The organism is Streptomyces sp. NPDC053755, assembly GCF_040677675.1.
Taxonomy (GTDB): domain Bacteria; phylum Actinomycetota; class Actinomycetes; order Streptomycetales; family Streptomycetaceae; genus Streptomyces.
Genome location: NZ_JBFASK010000004.1, coordinates 224,828 through 240,708 on the forward strand (window position 1 = coordinate 224,828; position 15,881 = coordinate 240,708).

Annotated in this window: 17 protein-coding genes; 3 read left to right on the forward strand and 14 right to left on the reverse strand. The window is 73.2% G+C overall.

Annotated features, from left to right (window positions below):
* Positions 1-95 precede the first annotated feature (95 nt).
* The 9 genes from AB0K65_RS07140 to AB0K65_RS07180 all read right to left on the reverse strand — a co-directional run bounded on the left by AB0K65_RS07140 (position 96) and on the right by AB0K65_RS07180 (position 8,379).
* Positions 96-875, reverse strand: a complete 780-nt coding sequence (locus AB0K65_RS07140) for an exodeoxyribonuclease III (RefSeq protein ID WP_365714720.1) — start codon at positions 873-875, stop codon at positions 96-98.
* Between the two features lie 39 nt (positions 876-914).
* Complete coding sequence (locus AB0K65_RS07145; RefSeq protein ID WP_365714721.1) at positions 915-1,547, reverse strand: MBL fold metallo-hydrolase; 633 nt, start codon at positions 1,545-1,547, stop codon at positions 915-917.
* A gap of 39 nt (positions 1,548-1,586) precedes the next feature.
* The gene (locus AB0K65_RS07150; protein ID WP_365714818.1) at positions 1,587-2,885 is read right to left on the reverse strand and encodes an alpha/beta fold hydrolase; all 1,299 of its coding nucleotides are present in this window, start codon (positions 2,883-2,885) and stop codon (positions 1,587-1,589) included.
* A gap of 42 nt (positions 2,886-2,927) precedes the next feature.
* Entirely contained in the window at positions 2,928-3,506 is a 579-nt protein-coding gene (locus AB0K65_RS07155) for a hypothetical protein (RefSeq protein ID WP_365714722.1), read from the reverse strand.
* Positions 3,503-4,678 carry an ROK family glucokinase gene (locus AB0K65_RS07160; protein ID WP_365714723.1) on the reverse strand — a complete coding sequence of 392 codons (1,176 nt, stop codon included), beginning with the start codon at positions 4,676-4,678 and terminating at the stop codon, positions 3,503-3,505. Before AB0K65_RS07160 ends, AB0K65_RS07155 begins: the two co-directional genes overlap by 4 nt.
* A 36-nt stretch (positions 4,679-4,714) precedes the next feature.
* Positions 4,715-5,512: an ATP-binding cassette domain-containing protein gene (locus AB0K65_RS07165; protein ID WP_365714724.1), complete on the reverse strand. Its 798-nt coding sequence runs from the start codon at positions 5,510-5,512 to the stop codon at positions 4,715-4,717.
* Positions 5,509-6,558, reverse strand: a complete 1,050-nt coding sequence (locus AB0K65_RS07170; RefSeq protein ID WP_365714725.1) for an ABC transporter permease — start codon at positions 6,556-6,558, stop codon at positions 5,509-5,511. Before AB0K65_RS07170 ends, AB0K65_RS07165 begins: the two co-directional genes overlap by 4 nt.
* Positions 6,555-7,574, reverse strand: a complete 1,020-nt coding sequence (locus AB0K65_RS07175; protein ID WP_365714726.1) for a sugar ABC transporter substrate-binding protein — start codon at positions 7,572-7,574, stop codon at positions 6,555-6,557. The genes AB0K65_RS07170 and AB0K65_RS07175 overlap by 4 nt, the downstream gene beginning before the upstream one ends.
* Before the next feature lie 85 nt (positions 7,575-7,659).
* Positions 7,660-8,379, reverse strand: a complete 720-nt coding sequence (locus AB0K65_RS07180; protein WP_365714819.1) for a GntR family transcriptional regulator — start codon at positions 8,377-8,379, stop codon at positions 7,660-7,662.
* A gap of 158 nt (positions 8,380-8,537) precedes the next feature.
* On the opposite strand from AB0K65_RS07180, the gene AB0K65_RS07185 reads away from it, so the two are divergent.
* A complete protein-coding gene (locus AB0K65_RS07185; protein WP_365714727.1) occupies positions 8,538-9,548 on the forward strand; it encodes a Gfo/Idh/MocA family oxidoreductase in 1,011 nt (336 codons plus the stop codon).
* A gap of 45 nt (positions 9,549-9,593) precedes the next feature.
* Here the strand turns inward: AB0K65_RS07185 and AB0K65_RS07190 are convergent, their stop codons facing one another.
* From AB0K65_RS07190 to AB0K65_RS07205, 4 genes are read right to left on the reverse strand one after another with little or no spacing between them, the layout of a single operon-like run.
* Entirely contained in the window at positions 9,594-10,010 is a 417-nt protein-coding gene (locus tag AB0K65_RS07190) for a PaaI family thioesterase (RefSeq protein ID WP_365714728.1), read from the reverse strand.
* A gap of 4 nt (positions 10,011-10,014) precedes the next feature.
* Positions 10,015-11,193, reverse strand: coding sequence for a cytochrome P450 (locus AB0K65_RS07195; RefSeq protein ID WP_365714729.1), 1,179 nt, complete (start codon positions 11,191-11,193; stop codon positions 10,015-10,017).
* 9 nt (positions 11,194-11,202) lie between these two features.
* A complete protein-coding gene (locus AB0K65_RS07200; RefSeq protein WP_365714730.1) occupies positions 11,203-11,871 on the reverse strand; it encodes a response regulator transcription factor in 669 nt (222 codons plus the stop codon).
* Complete coding sequence (locus AB0K65_RS07205) at positions 11,868-13,097, reverse strand: histidine kinase (protein ID WP_365714731.1); 1,230 nt, start codon at positions 13,095-13,097, stop codon at positions 11,868-11,870. Before AB0K65_RS07205 ends, AB0K65_RS07200 begins: the two co-directional genes overlap by 4 nt.
* A 145-nt stretch (positions 13,098-13,242) precedes the next feature.
* On the opposite strand from AB0K65_RS07205, the gene AB0K65_RS07210 reads away from it, so the two are divergent.
* Entirely contained in the window at positions 13,243-13,464 is a 222-nt protein-coding gene (locus tag AB0K65_RS07210) for a hypothetical protein (protein WP_365714732.1), read from the forward strand.
* A gap of 234 nt (positions 13,465-13,698) precedes the next feature.
* Here the strand turns inward: AB0K65_RS07210 and AB0K65_RS07215 are convergent, their stop codons facing one another.
* Positions 13,699-14,634, reverse strand: coding sequence for a DMT family transporter (locus tag AB0K65_RS07215; protein ID WP_365714733.1), 936 nt, complete (start codon positions 14,632-14,634; stop codon positions 13,699-13,701).
* 268 nt (positions 14,635-14,902) lie between these two features.
* Here AB0K65_RS07215 and AB0K65_RS07220 point away from each other — a divergent pair, with 268 nt between their 5' ends.
* Positions 14,903-15,643 (forward strand): SDR family oxidoreductase, encoded by a 741-nt coding sequence (locus AB0K65_RS07220; RefSeq protein ID WP_365714734.1) that lies wholly within the window; start codon positions 14,903-14,905, stop codon positions 15,641-15,643.
* Positions 15,644-15,881: the final 238 nt, after the last annotated feature.

Consider the following 15,881-nt stretch of genomic DNA (forward strand, 5'->3'; position numbering starts at 1 on the left):
CGCGCGGAGATCGTCCGGGCGCCGGGGGCGCGGACGGGGCACCCCGCGGGACCGCGCGGCCCCCCCCTCGGGGCCGGGCCGCCGGCCCGGCGGGCTCAGACGTCGAGGTCGACGACGACCGGGGCGTGGTCGGAAGCGCCCTTGCCCTTGCGCTCCTCGCGGTCGACGTAGCTGTCCTCGACCGCGTCCGCGAACGGCTTGTTGCCGTAGACCAGGTCGATCCGCATGCCCTTGTTCTTCGGGAAGCAGAGCTGGCGGTAGTCCCAGTACGTGAAGGGGTGGTCGTACTTGAGGGGGCGCGGGACCACGTCGGTCAGCCCCGTCTCCCGCAGCCCGGCCAGCGCCGCCCGCTCCGGCTCGGTGACGTGCGTGGCACCCTCGAAGAGGGAGATGTCCCAGACGTCGTCGTCGGTCGGGGCGATGTTGTAGTCGCCGAGGACGGCGAAGGGGCGCGCGCCCGCCGCGTCCTGGGCGACCGCCGCCTGGAGCGCCTCCAGCCAGCGGAGCTTGTAGGCGTAGTGCTCGTGGGCGACCTCGCGGCCGTTGGGCACGTACACCGACCAGACGCGCACCGGGCCGCAGGTCGCGGAGATGGCGCGCGGCTCCTGCGCGGTCTCGTAGTCGGGCGCGCCGGGCAGGCCCATGACGACGTCCTCCAGGCCCACCTTGGAGAGCAGGGCCACGCCGTTCCACCGGCCGGTGGCGTTGACCACCGACTCGTACCCCAGCTCGCGCAGCTCGTCGGTGGGGAACTGCTCGGCGGTGCACTTGGTCTCCTGGACGCAGAGCACGTCCGTGCCGCTGCTCTCCAGCCAGGCCAGGAGGCGGGGCAGCCGGGCGGTGATCGAATTGACGTTCCACGTGGCGATGCGCATGGCCGCAAGCCTAACGGCGGGGTGTGACAGCCACCGCGTTCACACCTCGGTGGAGTCGCCCGGGCTCAGCCGCCCGTGGTCGGTGCCGCCGAGCGCGCCGATCTGCCGGTCGTAGATCGGCCGGGCGAGGTCCGTGAGCAGGGCGTCGTGGATGTCGTAGGCCCGGCGAGGCTTGACCTCGCGGACGTAGTCGATGACCTCGGAGATCTTGTTCCAGGGAGCCATGACCGGGAGCATCAGCGTCTCGACGGGCTGTTCCGGCACGGTCAGGGCGTCGCCGGGGTGGAAGAGCGAGCCGTCCACCAGGAAGCCGATGTTGGTCACCCGGGGGATGTCCGGGTGGATCACCGCGTGCAGCTCGCCGTGCACCTGCACCTCGAAACCGGCCGCGGTGAAGGTGTCCCCGTCACCGACGACGTGGACCCGTCCGGGGAACGCGGCCGAGAGCTGCTCGGCCACGCTCCGCAGGGTCCAGATCTCGGCCGCCGGGTCGGCCTCCAGGCCGACCCGCAGCCGGTTCTCGTCGAAGTGGTCGGGGTGTTCGTGCGTGACGAGGACGGCGTCGGCGCCGAGGGCGGCGTCCTCCTCGGAGAACCCGCCGGGGTCGATGACGAGGGAGCGGCCCTCCTTCTCCAGGCGGATGCAGGCGTGCGACTTCTTCGTCAGCTTCACGGGGTGCCCCCTCGGACGGCGTGGAACGGCCCGCCCAGCCTACGCCTGGGGGGTGGTCTCCTCCTTGATCACCCGGCGCACGACGCGCAGGGCGCTCTCGGCGGCCGGAATCCCGCAGTAGACGGCGGTCTGCAGCAGGACCTCCCGGATCTCGTCGGGGGACAGACCGCTGCGCAGGGCGGCCCGGGTATGGTCGCCGAGGGCCTCCAGGTGGCCGCCGGCGATCAGGGCGGTGAGGGTCACACAGCTGCGGGTGCGCCGGTCCAGGCCCTCGCGGCTCCAGACCTCGCCCCACGCGTAGCGGGTGACCAGGGACTGGAAGGCGGCGCCGAACTCGTCGTCGAGCACCTGGTCCACATGGGCGTCGCCGAGGACCTCGCGGCGCAGCTTCAGCCCCTCGTCGTACGGGTCGGGCCGCACGGTCCGCGCGCGCTCGGGGCCGGCCGCCGCCGGGGCGATCGCGGCGACGGGGACGACCGGGGCGGAGACGGGCGGCATCGGCGGGGCGGGCACGGCGCTCTGCGTGTCGTGCACGATTCCCGCGAAGTGGTTCGTGAGCAGGTCGGTGACGGCACCGGGCTGCTCGACGGGGGCCAGGTGGGAGGCGCCGGGGACGACGGCGAGCCGGGCGTCGGCTATCCCGGCGACCAGGGTGCGGGCCTCGGCGGGGCCGGTGACCTGGTCGTCCGCGCCGACCAGGACCAGGGCGGGGATGCCGATCCGCCCCAGGGCGTCGCGGACGTCGAACAGGGCGAGCGCCTCGCAGGCGCCGACGTAGCAGCCGGGGTCGGTGGTGCGCACCATCTGCACGGCCCACTCCACGATGGCCGGCTGGGCCGCGGCGAAGCCCGGGGTGAACCACTGCTCCGGTGCGGCGCGCGCCATCGGCTCCAGGCCATGGGTGCGCACGACCACGCCCCGCTGGCGGAACTCGTCGGCGCTGCCGAACCGGGGCGAGGTGGCCACCAGGGCGAGGGAGGCGACCCGGTGGGGAGCCCGCAGGGCGAGGTCGAGCCCGACCGCGCCGCCGATGGAGCAGCCGGCGTAGCCGAAGCGCTGGACGCCCAGGTCGTCGAGGGTGGCCAGGAGCCGGTCGCCGAGTTCGGCGACGGAGGTGAAGGGCCGGGCGGGGGCGCCGCCGTGCCCCGGCAGGTCGAAGCGGACGACGCGCCACTGGCGGGTCAGCTCGGGGATCTGCCGGTCCCACATGTGCCAGGTGGTGCCGAGGGAGGGGCCGACGACCAGGACGGGTGCGTCGTCGGGGCCGTCGATCCGGTACTGCAGGGTGGACGGGGGCTGCTGAAGCGGGGGCGTCTGGGTCTGGCTCACTCGCTCCAGAGTAGTGAGCGGACCGTCCGGGCCCGGCCAGGGGGTCCCGGGTCAGGGGGTGGTGGCGGAGACCACGTAGACGGTCGGTGCGGCGGGGTCGGTGAGGTCGACGGTGATGTCCTGGCCCGGCCGCGGCTTCTTCCGGTTGATGCTGGTGCCCGACCAGTCGCGGTCGGCGGCGAAGTCCCAGCCGACGATCGAGGCGTCGCGTTCGCCGATGGTGACCTCGTCGGGGGTCAGCCCGGAGCGGCTGGAGCCGACCTGGTCGAGGAAGGAGTCGAGCTTTCCGGCGCTGGTCGTGAACTGGACGTACAGGCGGCTGGTACGCCAGTTGCTCGTCTCGTAGTACGAGACGTCCCTGCTGCCGGCGGGGATGGGGACCTCGAAGATCCGGCGCTTCATCTGGGAGGGCCAGTTGTCCTGGAGCCCGGCGGCCGAGGACTCGCGCTCCTTGTCGCGCCCGCTGTCGCGGCTCTGGCCCGCGGAGATCAGCAGATAGCCGGCCGGGATGCCGACGAGGAGCACGATGATGATCGCCGTCAGCCAGCGGCGGCGGATCATGTGGCGCCGGTCCTCCGGCAGCTTTCTCCGCTGCTGCTCGGGGGAGGTGGACGGGGACGGAACGGTCATGACGGCGGATCCTGGGTGGTGCGGGAGGCGCGTCCGGCGGTGCCGTTGCGCAGGGCCTGGGCGTAGCGCTCGTAGCGTTCGTGGCGCTCGACCCGGCGGCGGTTGGCGCGGCGGAAGCGGCGGGCGACGAGCCGGGCGAGGTCGGCGGCGCCGACCATGCCGGCCTCGGGTCCGAGCTGGGCCTTGGCGATGCGGGCCTCGGGGCGGTAGCCGCGTCCGGTCAGATGGCGGCGGAAGGCGTCCCGGGCGGGGCCGATGAGGAGATCGTCGGCGGCGCTGACGCCGCCGCCGATGACGAAGCAGGACGGGTCGAGGGCCGCGGCGAGGTTGGCGATGCCGACGCCGAGCCACTGGCCGATGTCCTGGAAGAGCTCCACGCACATGGCGTCGCCCTCGCGCGCCAGCTCGGTGATGAGCGGGCCGGTGATCTCCGGGACGTTGCCCTGGACGCGGTCGATGATGTTGTACGCGACCGGGGAGTCGGCGGCGGCCAGCTCGCGGGCCTCGCGGACCAGGGCGTTGCCGGAGCTGTACTGCTCCCAGCAGCCGCGGTTGCCGCAGGGGCAGCGGTGGCCGCCGGGCACGACCTGCATGTGGCCGAACTCGCCGGCGACGCCGTACTTGCCCCGCTTGACCCGGCCGTCCTCCAGGATCGCGCCGCCGATGCCGGTGCCGAGCGTGATCATGACGAGGTGGTCCTCGCCGCGTCCGGCGCCGAAGCGCCACTCGGCCCAGGCGGCGGTGTTGGCGTCGTTGTCCACCATGACGGGGACGGCGAGCCGCGACTCGAGCGCGTCGCGCAGCGGTTCGTTGCGCCAGGCGAGGTGCGGGGCGAAGAGCACCGTCGCCCGCTCGGCGTCGACCCAGCCGGCCGCGCCGATGCCCACGGCGTGCACGTCGTGCCGGTCGGAGAGGTCGAGGACCAGCTCGACGATGGTGTCCTCGACGACCTTCGGGCTCTTGGACTTGTCGGGCGTCTCGGTGCGGAGCTGCTCCAGGATGGTGCCGTCCGCGTCGACGACACCGGCCATGACCTTCGTCCCGCCGATGTCGATCCCGACGGTGGGCACCTTCGGCGCGGTCAGATGGGAGCGCCGTTCGCGGGTGCCGACGGTCCGCAGCACGGTGCCCCGGGCGGAGCCGCGCTGGGTGAGGTCGCGGTAGGTACTCATCGGCTCGATTCTGCCAGGTGGGGGTCGGGAGGGCGGTTACGTCGCGGGGGGACGCTCCAGTTCGTGGCGGAGGTCGTCCAGCTCGCTGCCGCCGGCCATCTGCCGGGTCAGCTCGTCCAAGGTGACGGCGTCCGCCCCGGTCTTCGTGTGGCTGCCCGACATGACACCGCGCTTGAGCAGGACGAAGCGGTCGCCGACGAGATAGGCGTGGTGGGGGTTGTGGGTGATGAGGACCACGCCGAGGCCTTGGTCACGGGCGGCGGCCACGTACTTCAGGACGACCCCGGACTGCTTCACGCCGAGCGCGGCGGTCGGCTCGTCGAGGACGAGGACCTTGGCTCCGAAGTGGACCGCCCGGGCGATGGCCACGCACTGGCGTTCGCCGCCGGACAGGGTGCCGATGGGCTGGTCGACATCGCGCAGGTCGATGCCCATGCGCAGCAGCTCGGCACGGGTGGTGCGGCGCATCCGGTCGGCGTCGAGGCGCTTGAGGGGGCCGGCGCCCTTGGTGGGCTCGGAGCCGAGGAAGAAGTTGCGCCACACCGGCATCAGGGGGACGACGGCGAGGTCCTGGTAGACGGTGGCGATGCCCCGGTCCAGCGCCTCGCGCGGACTGGCGAGGGAGACGTCCTCGCCCTCGATCCGGAAGGTGCCGGCGTCGTGCCGGTGCAGCCCGGCGATGATCTTGATGAGGGTGGACTTGCCGGCGCCGTTGTCGCCGAGGACGCAGGTGATCTCGCCCGGGTGGACCTCCAGGGAGACCCCTTCGAGGGCGCGGATGTTGCCGTAGTACTTGCTGACGTCGTCCAGCTCGACCAGCGGTGTCGTGGTCACTTGGTCGCCTCCACGCGCTTGCGGATCCAGGCGTTCAGCAGGGTCGCCAGGAGGAGCATCGCTCCCAGGAAGAACTTGAACCAGTCGGGGTTCCACTCCGCGTACACGATGCCCTTGCTGGTCATGCCGAAGATGAACGCCCCGACGGCGGAGCCGATCGCGGAGCCGTATCCGCCGGTGATCAGACAGCCGCCGATCACGGCCGCGATGATGTAGATCAGCTCGTTGCCGACGCCCTCGCCCGACTGGACGACGTCGAAGGAGAAGAGCAGGTGCTGGCCGGAGACCCAGGCGCAGAAGGCCACGCCCATGTAGAGGCCGATCTTGGTCTTGAAGACCGGGACGCCGACCGCGCGGGCCGCGTCGGCGCCGCCGCCGACGGCGAAGATCCAGTTGCCGAAGCGGGTCCGCAGCAGGATCCAGGTGGCCAGGGCCACCAGGGCGAACCACCACAGGATGGTGACCTTCAGCTCGACGCCGCCGACCGTCAGCTGCGAGGCGAAGAGCTTCCGGGCGGAGGGGAAGCCCTCCATGTCGGCGATGGTCTTGGTGGAGACCGTGCCGCTGATCAGCTTGGTGAGACCGAGGTTCAGACCGGTCAGCATCAGGAACGTGCCGAGCGTGATGATGAAGCTGGGCAGTTTCGTACGGGTCAGCATGAAGCCGTTGAAGACCCCGATGCCGAGGGTGACGAGCAGCGAGACGCCGACGCCGACCCAGACGTTGGCGGTCATCTGGTAGCTGAACATCGAGGAGATCAGCGCGGAGCTGGTCACCATCACGCCGGCCGACAGGTCGAACTCGCCGCCGATCATCAGCAGGGCGACGGGCACGGCCATGATGCCGATGGTGGAGGCCGCGTAGAGGACCGTGCCGAGGCTGGAGGCGCGCAGGAAGCTGTCCGCCACGACCGCGAAGAAGAGGAAGACGGCGGCCGCGCCGACCACCGAGCCGAGTTCGGGCCGGGCGAGCAGCTTGCGCAGCGGTGTGGTGCGCAGCAGCCGCTCGTCCACGTGATCGATGCCGGCCGGGCCCGCGGTGCTCATCGGGTGCCCCGCTCGGTGTACTCCTGGAGCGCGGCGGCGTCGTCCTTGGTGATGATCTGCGGGCCGGTGAGGACCGGCTTGCCGCCGCCGAGGACGTCGGCGTTGTACTTGTACAGCCAGAGCAGGTCGACTGCCTCGTAGCCCTGGAGGTACGGCTGCTGGTCGACGGCGAAGCCGAGCGTGCCGGCCGCGAGGGCGCCGGCGACCTTGGCGTTGAGGTCGAAGGTGTCGACCTCGGCGTCGCTCCCGGCGGTCTTCCTCGCCTGGACGGCGGCGTCGGCGAAGGGCGCGCCGAGGGTGACGACCGCGTCGATGGACGGGTCGGCCTGGAGCTTGGCCTCGATGGACGCCTGGACGTCGGGCATGTTGGTGCCGTCGACGTAGAGGTTCTGCAGGGCGCCGCCGAAGGTCTTCTTCGCGCCGCCGCAGCGCTGCTCGTGGCCGACGTTGCCCTGCTCGTGCAGGACGCACAGGACCTTCTTCCGGCCCCGCCTGTCGAGCTCCTCGCCGACGGCCTCGCCCGCGACGGCCTCGTCCTGCCCGATGTGGGTGAGCGCGCCGAAGGCCTTGGACTGCTCCGATCCGGAGTTGACGGTGATCACCGGGATGCCGGCCTTGACGGCCTTGGCGACGGCCGTCTTCATCGCGTCTGGCTTGGCGAGGGTGACGATGAGCCCGTCGACGTCCTTGGCGATGTACGAGTCGATCAGCTGGGCCTGCTGCTGGGCCTCGTCGCTGTGGGCGTACAGGAAGTTGACGTTGTCCTTGACGGCGGCCTGCTTGGCGCCGTTCTGGACGATGTCCCAGAAGGTGTCCCCGTCGCCCGAGTGGGTGACCATGGCGAAGGTCCACCTCGGGGTGTCGACGGCGGCCCTGCCCTGGGCGGCGGCGGCCTTGCGGGCGTCCTCGGCCCGCTTGCCCCCCGTACTGCTGCATCCGGCGAGTGCGGCGGTGAGCGTCACCGCGAGCACGGCGCCGATGGCCGCGCGTACCCCTCCTGTCCGAACCCTGGTCACGAGGCCGTGCCCTCCTTTATGTCCTTCTGCGTGCATTGCAGTATCGGTCATGGGGGTGCGCCCGGCCGTCACCGGGGTTGTCGGGTCAGGGCCTGACCAGCAGCTGGAACTCGAAGGAGTACCGCGAGGCCCGGTAGGCGTGCGAGCCGAACTCCACGGCGCGGCCGGTGTCGTCGAAGGTGGTGCGCTCCATCGTCAGGAGCGGCGCGCCCTCCTCCTCGCCGAGTTGTTCCGCCTCGGCCGCGGTGGCCGCGCGGGCGCCCACCGTCTGGCGGGCGCTGTGCAGAGTGATACCGGCGCCGCGCATCATCCGGTAGAGGCCGGTGGTCTCCAGTCTTTCGGTGCCGAGGTCGAGCAGGCCGGCCGGCAGGTGGTTGCGCAGCCGTGCCATCGGCTCGCCGTGAGCCGCGCGCAGCCGGTCCAGGAAGCGGACGTCGCTGCCCTCCGGGACGCCGAGCGCGGCCGCGACCCGGGCGGTGGCGGGCTCGATCCGGTTGGCGAGGACGAGGGTGGCGGGGCGCCGGCCCTCCGCCTCCAGGTCGTCGTAGAGACTGCTCAGCTCCAGCGGGCGCCGGACCCGGCTGTGCACGACCTGGGTGCCGACGCCCCGGCGGCGGACCAGGAGCCCTTTGTCCACGAGGGACTGGATGGCCTGGCGCACGGTGGGGCGGGAGAGGCCCAGGCGCGTGGCGAGGTCGATCTCGTTGCCGAGGAGGGTGCCGGGCGTCAGGGCACCGCTCCCGATGGCCGCTTCCAGCTGCCGGGCGAGCTGGTAGTAGAGCGGGACCGGGCTGCTGCGGTCCACGGCGAGGTACGGGAGGGAGGCGGCGGACCTCGGCGGGGGCTGGGACGGCGTGACCACGGACGCGAGGGTAGTCGCAGGAAAAGATGACAGGAAGTGGTGAAGTCCGGTTGTCCTGACAAATCCTTGACAGGGGGTTCCTCCGGCACCACCTTGGGGCCATGCGCATCGGACTGATCGGAACGGGCCGTATCGGGGCCTTCCACGCGGGCGTGCTGGCCCGTCACCCCGCGATCGAATCGCTGGTCGTGGCGGACGCCGACCCCGGCCGGGCGGCGGGGGTGGCCGGGGCGGTCGGTGCGGAGGCGGCGCCGACGGTCGACGCCCTCCTGGGTCACGCGCTCGACGCGGTGGTGATCTCCAGCGCCACGGCATCGCACGCCGGGCTGATCGCCCGCGCCGCGGGCGCCGGGCTCCCCGCCTTCTGCGAGAAGCCGATCGCCCTCGACCTGCCGGGGACGCTCGGCGCCCTGCGGGCGGTGGAGAGCGCCGGCACCGAACTCCAGCTGGGGTTCATGCGCCGCTTCGACGCCGGCTACCGCGCCGCCCGTGAGGCCGTGCGCTCGGGGCGGCTCGGCCGGCTGCACACCGTCCGGGCGGCCACCTCCGACCCGGCCCCGCCCCCCGCCGCCTACCTGCCGCTCTCCGGGGGGCTGTTCCGCGACTGCCTGGTGCACGACTTCGACATCCTGCGCTGGGTGACCGGGCGCGAGGTCGTGGAGGTCTACGCCACCGGCTCGGACGCGGGTCCCGCGATGTTCGGCGCGGCGGGTGACGTGGACACGGCCGCCGCGGTGCTCACCCTGGACGACGGCACGCTGGCGACGGCGACGGCGACCCGGTGCAACGGCGCCGGCTACGACGTGCGGATGGAGCTGGCCGGTGAGCGGGACCAGATCGCGGTCGGCTGGGACGACCGCACCCCGCTCTCCTCCGTCGAGGCCCAGGGCCCGCCGGTCCCGGAGAAGCCCTGGTCCGGGTTCCTGGAGCGGTTCGCCCCGGCCTACGAGGCCGAACTCGACGCCTTTCTACGCCTGGTCATGGGGTCGGGGCCCAATCCGTGCGACGGGCGCGAGGCCCTTCGGGCGCTGCGGATCGCCGAGGCGTGCGAGCGGTCGCGGCGTGAGCGCCGGCCGGTCGCCCTGTCGGAGATCCCCCCGGGCGACGGCTGACCGCGTGTCGCGGGGCCCGGGGCGGGAGCGCCGGCCCGCCGCCTGTCAGCCGTTCGCCGCGAGCACCGTGCCCTGGGCGACCGCGCAGAGGGTCTCGGTCCCCTCCTCGTCCACGGTCAGCAGATCGCACCGCACCACCGCCTGACGCCGCCCCGCGTGGACGACGTCGGCGCGGGCGACCAGGGTGCGGCCCACGGCCGGGCGGACGTACTGGATGGAGAAGCCGGCGGTGAGGACCGCTCCGCCGAGGGCGGTGCCGGCGGCGAACGTGAGGGCGTTGTCGGCGGCGTACGAGAGCACTCCGCCGTGCACGAAGCCGTTCTGCTGGCGGAGTTCCTCGCGCAGGCCGACCTCCAGGACGGCGGTTCCGTCGCCGAAGGCGGTGAGCCGGGCGCCGAGGAGCCGGCTGAACGGCTGCGCGTCCAGGACCTTGCGCGCCAGGTCGAGATCGAGTGCGGTCATGGACTCACCATCGGACGGGGAGGCGGCGGACGCCTCGCATGAGAAGGCCGGGCAGCCACTCCAACGCCCCCGCGTCGGCGTCGAGTTCCAGGCCGGGGAAACGTTCCAGAAGGGTCCGGAGCGCGATCCGGGCCTCCAGCCGGGCGAGCGGGGCTCCCAGGCAGTAGTGGACTCCGTGCCCGAAGGCGAGGTGGCCGCGGGCGTCGCGGTGGAGGTCGAAGCGGTCGGCGTCCGGGTAGCGCCCGGGGTCCCGGTCCCCCGACGCGAGGGAGACCAGGACCGGCTCGTACGCGGGGATGAGCGTCTCCCCTATCCGTACCGGCTCCCGGGTGAACCGGAAGGTCGCGTTCTCCACCGGTCCCTCCCAGCGCAGCGTCTCCTCCACCACGGCGTCGAGCAGGCCGTGGTCGGCGCGGACGGCGGCGAGTTGTCCGGGATGGGTGAGCAGCGCCCGTACGGCGTTGGTGACGAGGTTGACCGTCGTCTCGTGTCCGGCGATGAGCAGCAGGTAGGCGAGCGCGCGCAGCTCGGCCAGGGAGAGCCGGTCACCGTCCTCGGCGCGGGCGGTGATCAGGTCGGAGAGCAGGTCGTCGCAGGGGCCCGCCGCGCGCTTGTCCTCGATGAGCGCGTCCAGGTAGGCGGCGAGCCCCTCGATCGCCGCGGCCTCGGGACCGGCGCCGGTCGGGGCGACGATCTCGTTGGACCAGGCCCGGAAGGTGTCACGGTCGGCGGCCGGGATGCCGAGGAGTTCGCAGATGACGATGACGGGCAGCGGGAAGGCGAAGGAGTCGACCAGGTCGGCGCGGCCGGCCGGCGCCATCGTGTCGGCGAGTTCGCGGGTGAGCCGCTCGATCCGCGGCCGCAGGCTCTCCACCCGTCGGCCGGTGAACTGCCCGGCGACCAGTCCGCGCAGCCGGGTGTGGTCCGGCGGGTCGAGGACGAGCAGGTTGGGACCGATGACCCGCTCGTCCAGCATGGTCATGCCGACGACGGAGGGCGACTTGGCCAGCCTCGGATCGGCGAGGGCGGCGCGCGCCGCGTCGTAGCCGACGACGAGCCACACCCGGGATCCGTCGGCGGTGCGGACCCGGTGCACGGGCCCGGCCGCGCGCATCTTCGCGTAGTACGGATGGGGGTTGGCGGTGAAGTCCGCGCCGTACTCCGCCAGATCGATGTCGGCCATCGGTCCAGCTTAGATCGTGTCGTCCTCCAGGAGGCCGGCGTCGTGGACGAGGAGGGCGATCTGCGTGCGGTTGTTGAGGCCGAGCTTGGCGAGGACGCGGGAGACGTGGGTCTTGACGGTGGGCACGCTCATGTAGAGAGCGGCGGCGATCTCGGCGTTGGAGTGGCCGCGGCCGACGCAGACGGCGACCTCGCGTTCGCGTTCGGCCAGTTCGGCGAGGCGGTCGGCGGCATGGGCGCGACGGGGCTGCGGCTGCCGGCCGGCGACGTGGCTCATCAGCTGGCGGGTGACGGCCGGGGAGAGGACGGGGTCGCCGGAGGCGACCCTGCGGACGGCGGCGACGATCTCGGCGGGCGGGGTGTCCTTGAGGACGAAGCCCGCCGCGCCGGCCCGCAGGGCGCGCACCACCTGCTCGTCGGCGTGGAAGGTGGTGAGGACGACGACCTCCGGGGCGCCGGGGCGGGTGCGGAGCCGTTCGGTGGCCGTGAGCCCGTCGACGTGGGGCATCCGGATGTCCATGAGGACGACGTCGGGGGCGAGCTGGGCGACGAGTTCGGGGACCTCGCGGCCGTCGGCCCCCTCGCCGACGATCTCGATGTCCTCCGCGCCGCCGAGCATGAGGGTGAGGCCCGCGCGGACCAGGGGGTCGTCGTCGACGATGAGCAGCCGGATGGTCATGAGGGCCACGGTAGCCAGGCGTGCAGGGCGAACCCGCCGTCGGGGGCCGGGCCGTGGTCCATCCGCCCGCCGGCGAGGGTCGCGCGTTCGGTGAGCCCGATGAGCCCCTGGCCCGAACCGGGCACGTGCGGGACGGGGCCGGTGGGGGCCGGGTTGCGGATGTGGACGGTGAGCCCGTCGCCCGGACGGCCGCGGACGGTGACGGTGACCTCGGCGCCGGGGGCGTGCTTACGGGCGTTGGTGAGGCCCTCCTGCGCGATGCGGTAGACGGTGCGGCCGGTGGCGGCGGGGACCGCGCCCTGGGCGTCGGCGGTGTCCAGGGCGAGGTCGAGGACGACCTTCATCCCGGCCGCACGGCACTCGCCGACCAGGATGTCCAGGGTGCCGAGGGTGGGCTGGGGCCGGTCGCCGCCACCGCCGTCGTCGTCGGGTGTGCGCAGGACGCCGATGATCTCGCGCAGGTCCTGGAGAGCCTCGTGGGCGCTGTCCCGGATGACGCCGGCGGCTCGGGCGACCTGCTCGGGCGGGGCGTCGGGCCGGAACTCCAGGGCTCCGGCGTGCACGCTGAGCAGGGTGAGACGGTGGGCGAGGACGTCGTGCATCTCGCGGGCGATGGCCTCGCGGGCGAGGCGTTGGGCCTGCTGGGCGCGGAGTTCGGATTCGGCCTCGGCGCGCCGGGCACGCTCGCGCAGTGCGACGACGAGCTGGCGCTGGGAGCGCACGAGCATGCCCCAGGCGGTCACCAGCAGGGTCATGACGATGCCGATCACGACGGCTGCCGCCGGGTGGAGGCTCGGGTCGGGCCGCAGGAAGACCTGGGCGCTGGAGGAGGCCACGGCGAGCCCTCCGATGGCCGCGGTCTCCCGGAACGGGCGGCGGACGGCGACCCCGAAGAGGGCGGCGAGGGCCGCCCCGCCGGCCACGGGGGCGATGGTGCTGACCACGGTGAGGACGATCGCGACCCCCGCGGGCCAGCGGCGGCGCAGCCAGAGCGCGCAGCAGGCGGCGGCACCGACGATCTGGTCGGCGAAGGCGACGATCTCGCTGTTCAGCTGCTCGGTGACGTCGGCGGCGATGAGTCCGAAGAAGGCCGCGAGGAGGAAGAGGAGGGTGTCGACCACCCAGTCGCGGACGGTGCGGCGCGGTCTGCGCCCCTGCGGGCCGTCCGACGAGAGGTCGGCCACGGCCGAGGGAAGCAGCCAGGCGTGGCGGTCCGTCGGTGTCATAGCCACCAAAGTACGCAGGTGGGGGGCGTGGGGCCGGTTGCTGAGCGGTGTCCGCTACCAAAGTCGCGGGACGGGAGACTTCGGTCGCCGTGGCATGTCCGGGGGACCGACGCGGGCGCCGCGCCGGAAGGATCATGATCGTGCCGTGAAGCGATTCCTGGAGGCCGTGGGCGGCCTGACCCTGGTGTGCGGCGTCTGCGGCGTGATCCGCGAGCTGACGGACGGTTGGTTCCGTCTGATGGGCCTCACCCGTTTCCTGACGGAGAACGCCTGGTTCCTCCAGGGCCGGGAGCTGTTCGCGAACATCGTGATCGCCGTGCTGGGCCTGGTGATCCTCATCGTCTCGGACCGGGTGAGGAAGGCGTAGAGCCGGCCGGGGGTGCCTCGGCCGGCCCGGTGGGACGGTACGGACAGGACCGGGGAACGCGTCCCGGCGAGGCGGGTGACCTCGGCGAGGTGTGCGGCCGTGCGGTGAGAGACCGAGCCGCCGGTGGAGAGGGCGCAGGCGGGGGCGGGCAGCCCGAGCCCCCAGCCCTGGGTGCTGCCGGCCCGCGGGCACGGAAATCCCTGTCGTACGGCGGCGAGCGCACGGGGCGGATCCCTACCGGGCGCCGTCGTCCGCGGCCCGGCGGCCCCAGGTGGTGCCGGCGAGGACCAGGACGGCGCCCGCGAGGCCGAGGGCTCCGGGGCGGTCGCCGGCGAGCGCGATGCCGGCGGCCGCGGCCCACAGCGGTTCCGTGCCGAGGAGCAGGCTCACCCGGGACGGGGAGGTGCGGCGGACGGCCCACATCTGGACGAAGAAGGCGAAGAGCGTGCAGAAGACGGAGAGGAAGAGCAGACCGGCCCATTCGCGGGGACCGAAGTCGAGGGCCACGGACCAGGGCGAGGCCCCGGTGCCGGGGACGGTGGCCAGAAGGGCGAAGACGACGACCGCGGAGCCGAGTTGGACGGTCGTGAGCGAGAGCGAGTCGGCGCTCCGGACGGCCTCGATCCGGGACATGGCCAGGACGTGGACGGTACGGGCGAGGGCGGCGAGCAGCATCAGCAGGTCGCCGAGGGACGGTGGGGTGAATCCGCCGCCCTGCGTCAGCAGGACGACGCCGGTGACGGAGAGCGCGGCGGCCAGGAGGAAGGCGCGGGGCGGGCGGGTGCGGGTGACGGCGGCCTCGGCGAGCGGGGTGAGGATCATGGTGAGGCTGATGATCAGACCCGCGTTGGTGGCGGAGGTGTGGACGACGCCGTAGGTCTCCAGGAGGAAGATCCCGCTGAGGATGAGGCCGAGCACCCCGGCGCCGCGCCACTGGGCGGCGCCGAGCGCGCGCAGTCCCCGCCATCCGGCGACGGCGAGGGCGGGCAGGACGACGGCGAAGCGCAGGACGAGGACCGCGACGACCGTGTGCGTGGTGGTGATGCCCTTGGCCGCGAGGTAGCTGGCGCCCCAGACGACGGCGACGAGGAGGACCGGCAGGTCGGTGAGCCAGGCGCGGCGGGGGGCTCGCAGCGGGAGGGTCGCGGCGGTGGGTGACGTGGCGGTCATGTGCGGGCCTGCTCCGACTCGTGGGACGGGGTGGAGGCTACAGCGGCTCACACGCGGGACGATCACCGTACCCGGAGCGGCGCGTGGCGGCTACACCTTTCCGTCCCGCGCCGGCGCCGCGGCCGCGCACCGCTCCCCCACTCCGAGCCCACGGCCCGCCCGCGCCCCGGCTCTCGGCGTCCGTTTCCCGCCAGCACCCGGCGGCCCCGCCCACTTTCATTGAACCCGCAATCACTCATGGTTCGGCACGGATCGACGGAGGTTCGGGATGTCCACGATGCACGGCAAGGCGGTTCTGGTGACGGGCGGCAGCAGGGGGATCGGCGCCGCCACGGCCGTACGGCTGGCGCAGGAGGGGGCGGACGTCGCCTTCACCTACGTCCAGGGCGAGGAGCGGGCGCGGGAGGTCACGGCGGCCGTCGAGTCGGCCGGACGCAAGGCCCTGGCGCTGCGCGCGGACGCGGCCGACGCCGGGGACGCGGCGGGCGCGGTGGAGTGGGCGACGGACGCGTTCGGGCGGCTGGACGTCCTGGTCAACAACGCGGGTGTGGGAGTGCTCGGTCCCCTGGAGTCGTTGCCGTTGGCCGATGTGGACCGGGTGCTCGCGGTGAACGTGCGCGCGGTCTTCCTCGCGTCGCAGGCGGCGGCCGCGCGGATGGAGCGGGGCGGGCGGATCGTCACGATCGGCTCGTGCGTGACGGCCCGCGTTTCGGGCCCCGGCGCCACGCTCTACGCGTTGAGCAAGTCCGCGCTGATCGGGCTGAACAGGGCCCTCGCCCGGGAGTTGGGCGACCGCGGCATCACGGCCAACATCGTCCACCCGGGCCCGGTCGACACCGACATGAACCCGGCGGCGGGCCCGTACGCGCAGGGGCAGGCCGCCGGCACGGCGCTGGGCCGCTTCGGCACGCCGGACGAGGTCGCCTCGATGGTGGCGTTCCTGTCGGGTCCGGACGCCGCTTACGTGACGGGCGCGGAGTTCTCGGTGGACGGCGGCCACGCGGCGTGACCCACCGGCGAGTGAGCCGGAGGAACACGGACGCACCCGCACCCACCGGCGAGTGAGCCGAAGGGCGCGCCGGAGGAACACGGACGAACGCGCGCAGCCCCCGAGGAACGAGGGGGCGAGCACGTACGGCCGTGTGAGTCCGGCTCTCAGCGCCCGGAGGCGAACCGAGCCCCAAAAAAAGGGGGGCGAGCACGTACGGCCGTGTGAGTCCGGCTCTCAGCGCCCGGAGGCGAACCGT

What these genes read in the sequence shown, in the direction of transcription:
- AB0K65_RS07155 (WP_365714722.1), bottom strand. Translation starts at nt 3,506, where the DNA reads ATGACCGTTCCGTCCCCGTCCACCTCCCCCGAGCAGCAGCGGAGAAAG.
- AB0K65_RS07185 (WP_365714727.1), top strand. Translation starts at nt 8,538, where the DNA reads ATGCGCATCGGACTGATCGGAACGGGCCGTATCGGGGCCTTCCACGCG.
- AB0K65_RS07205 (WP_365714731.1), bottom strand. Translation starts at nt 13,097, where the DNA reads ATGACACCGACGGACCGCCACGCCTGGCTGCTTCCCTCGGCCGTGGCC.
- AB0K65_RS07215 (WP_365714733.1), bottom strand. Translation starts at nt 14,634, where the DNA reads ATGACCGCCACGTCACCCACCGCCGCGACCCTCCCGCTGCGAGCCCCC.
- AB0K65_RS07190 (WP_365714728.1), bottom strand. Translation starts at nt 10,010, where the DNA reads ATGACCGCACTCGATCTCGACCTGGCGCGCAAGGTCCTGGACGCGCAG.
- AB0K65_RS07220 (WP_365714734.1), top strand. Translation starts at nt 14,903, where the DNA reads ATGTCCACGATGCACGGCAAGGCGGTTCTGGTGACGGGCGGCAGCAGG.
- AB0K65_RS07140 (WP_365714720.1), bottom strand. Translation starts at nt 875, where the DNA reads ATGCGCATCGCCACGTGGAACGTCAATTCGATCACCGCCCGGCTGCCC.
- AB0K65_RS07170 (WP_365714725.1), bottom strand. Translation starts at nt 6,558, where the DNA reads ATGAGCACCGCGGGCCCGGCCGGCATCGATCACGTGGACGAGCGGCTG.
- AB0K65_RS07195 (WP_365714729.1), bottom strand. Translation starts at nt 11,193, where the DNA reads ATGGCCGACATCGATCTGGCGGAGTACGGCGCGGACTTCACCGCCAAC.
- AB0K65_RS07200 (WP_365714730.1), bottom strand. Translation starts at nt 11,871, where the DNA reads ATGACCATCCGGCTGCTCATCGTCGACGACGACCCCCTGGTCCGCGCG.
- AB0K65_RS07160 (WP_365714723.1), bottom strand. Translation starts at nt 4,678, where the DNA reads ATGAGTACCTACCGCGACCTCACCCAGCGCGGCTCCGCCCGGGGCACC.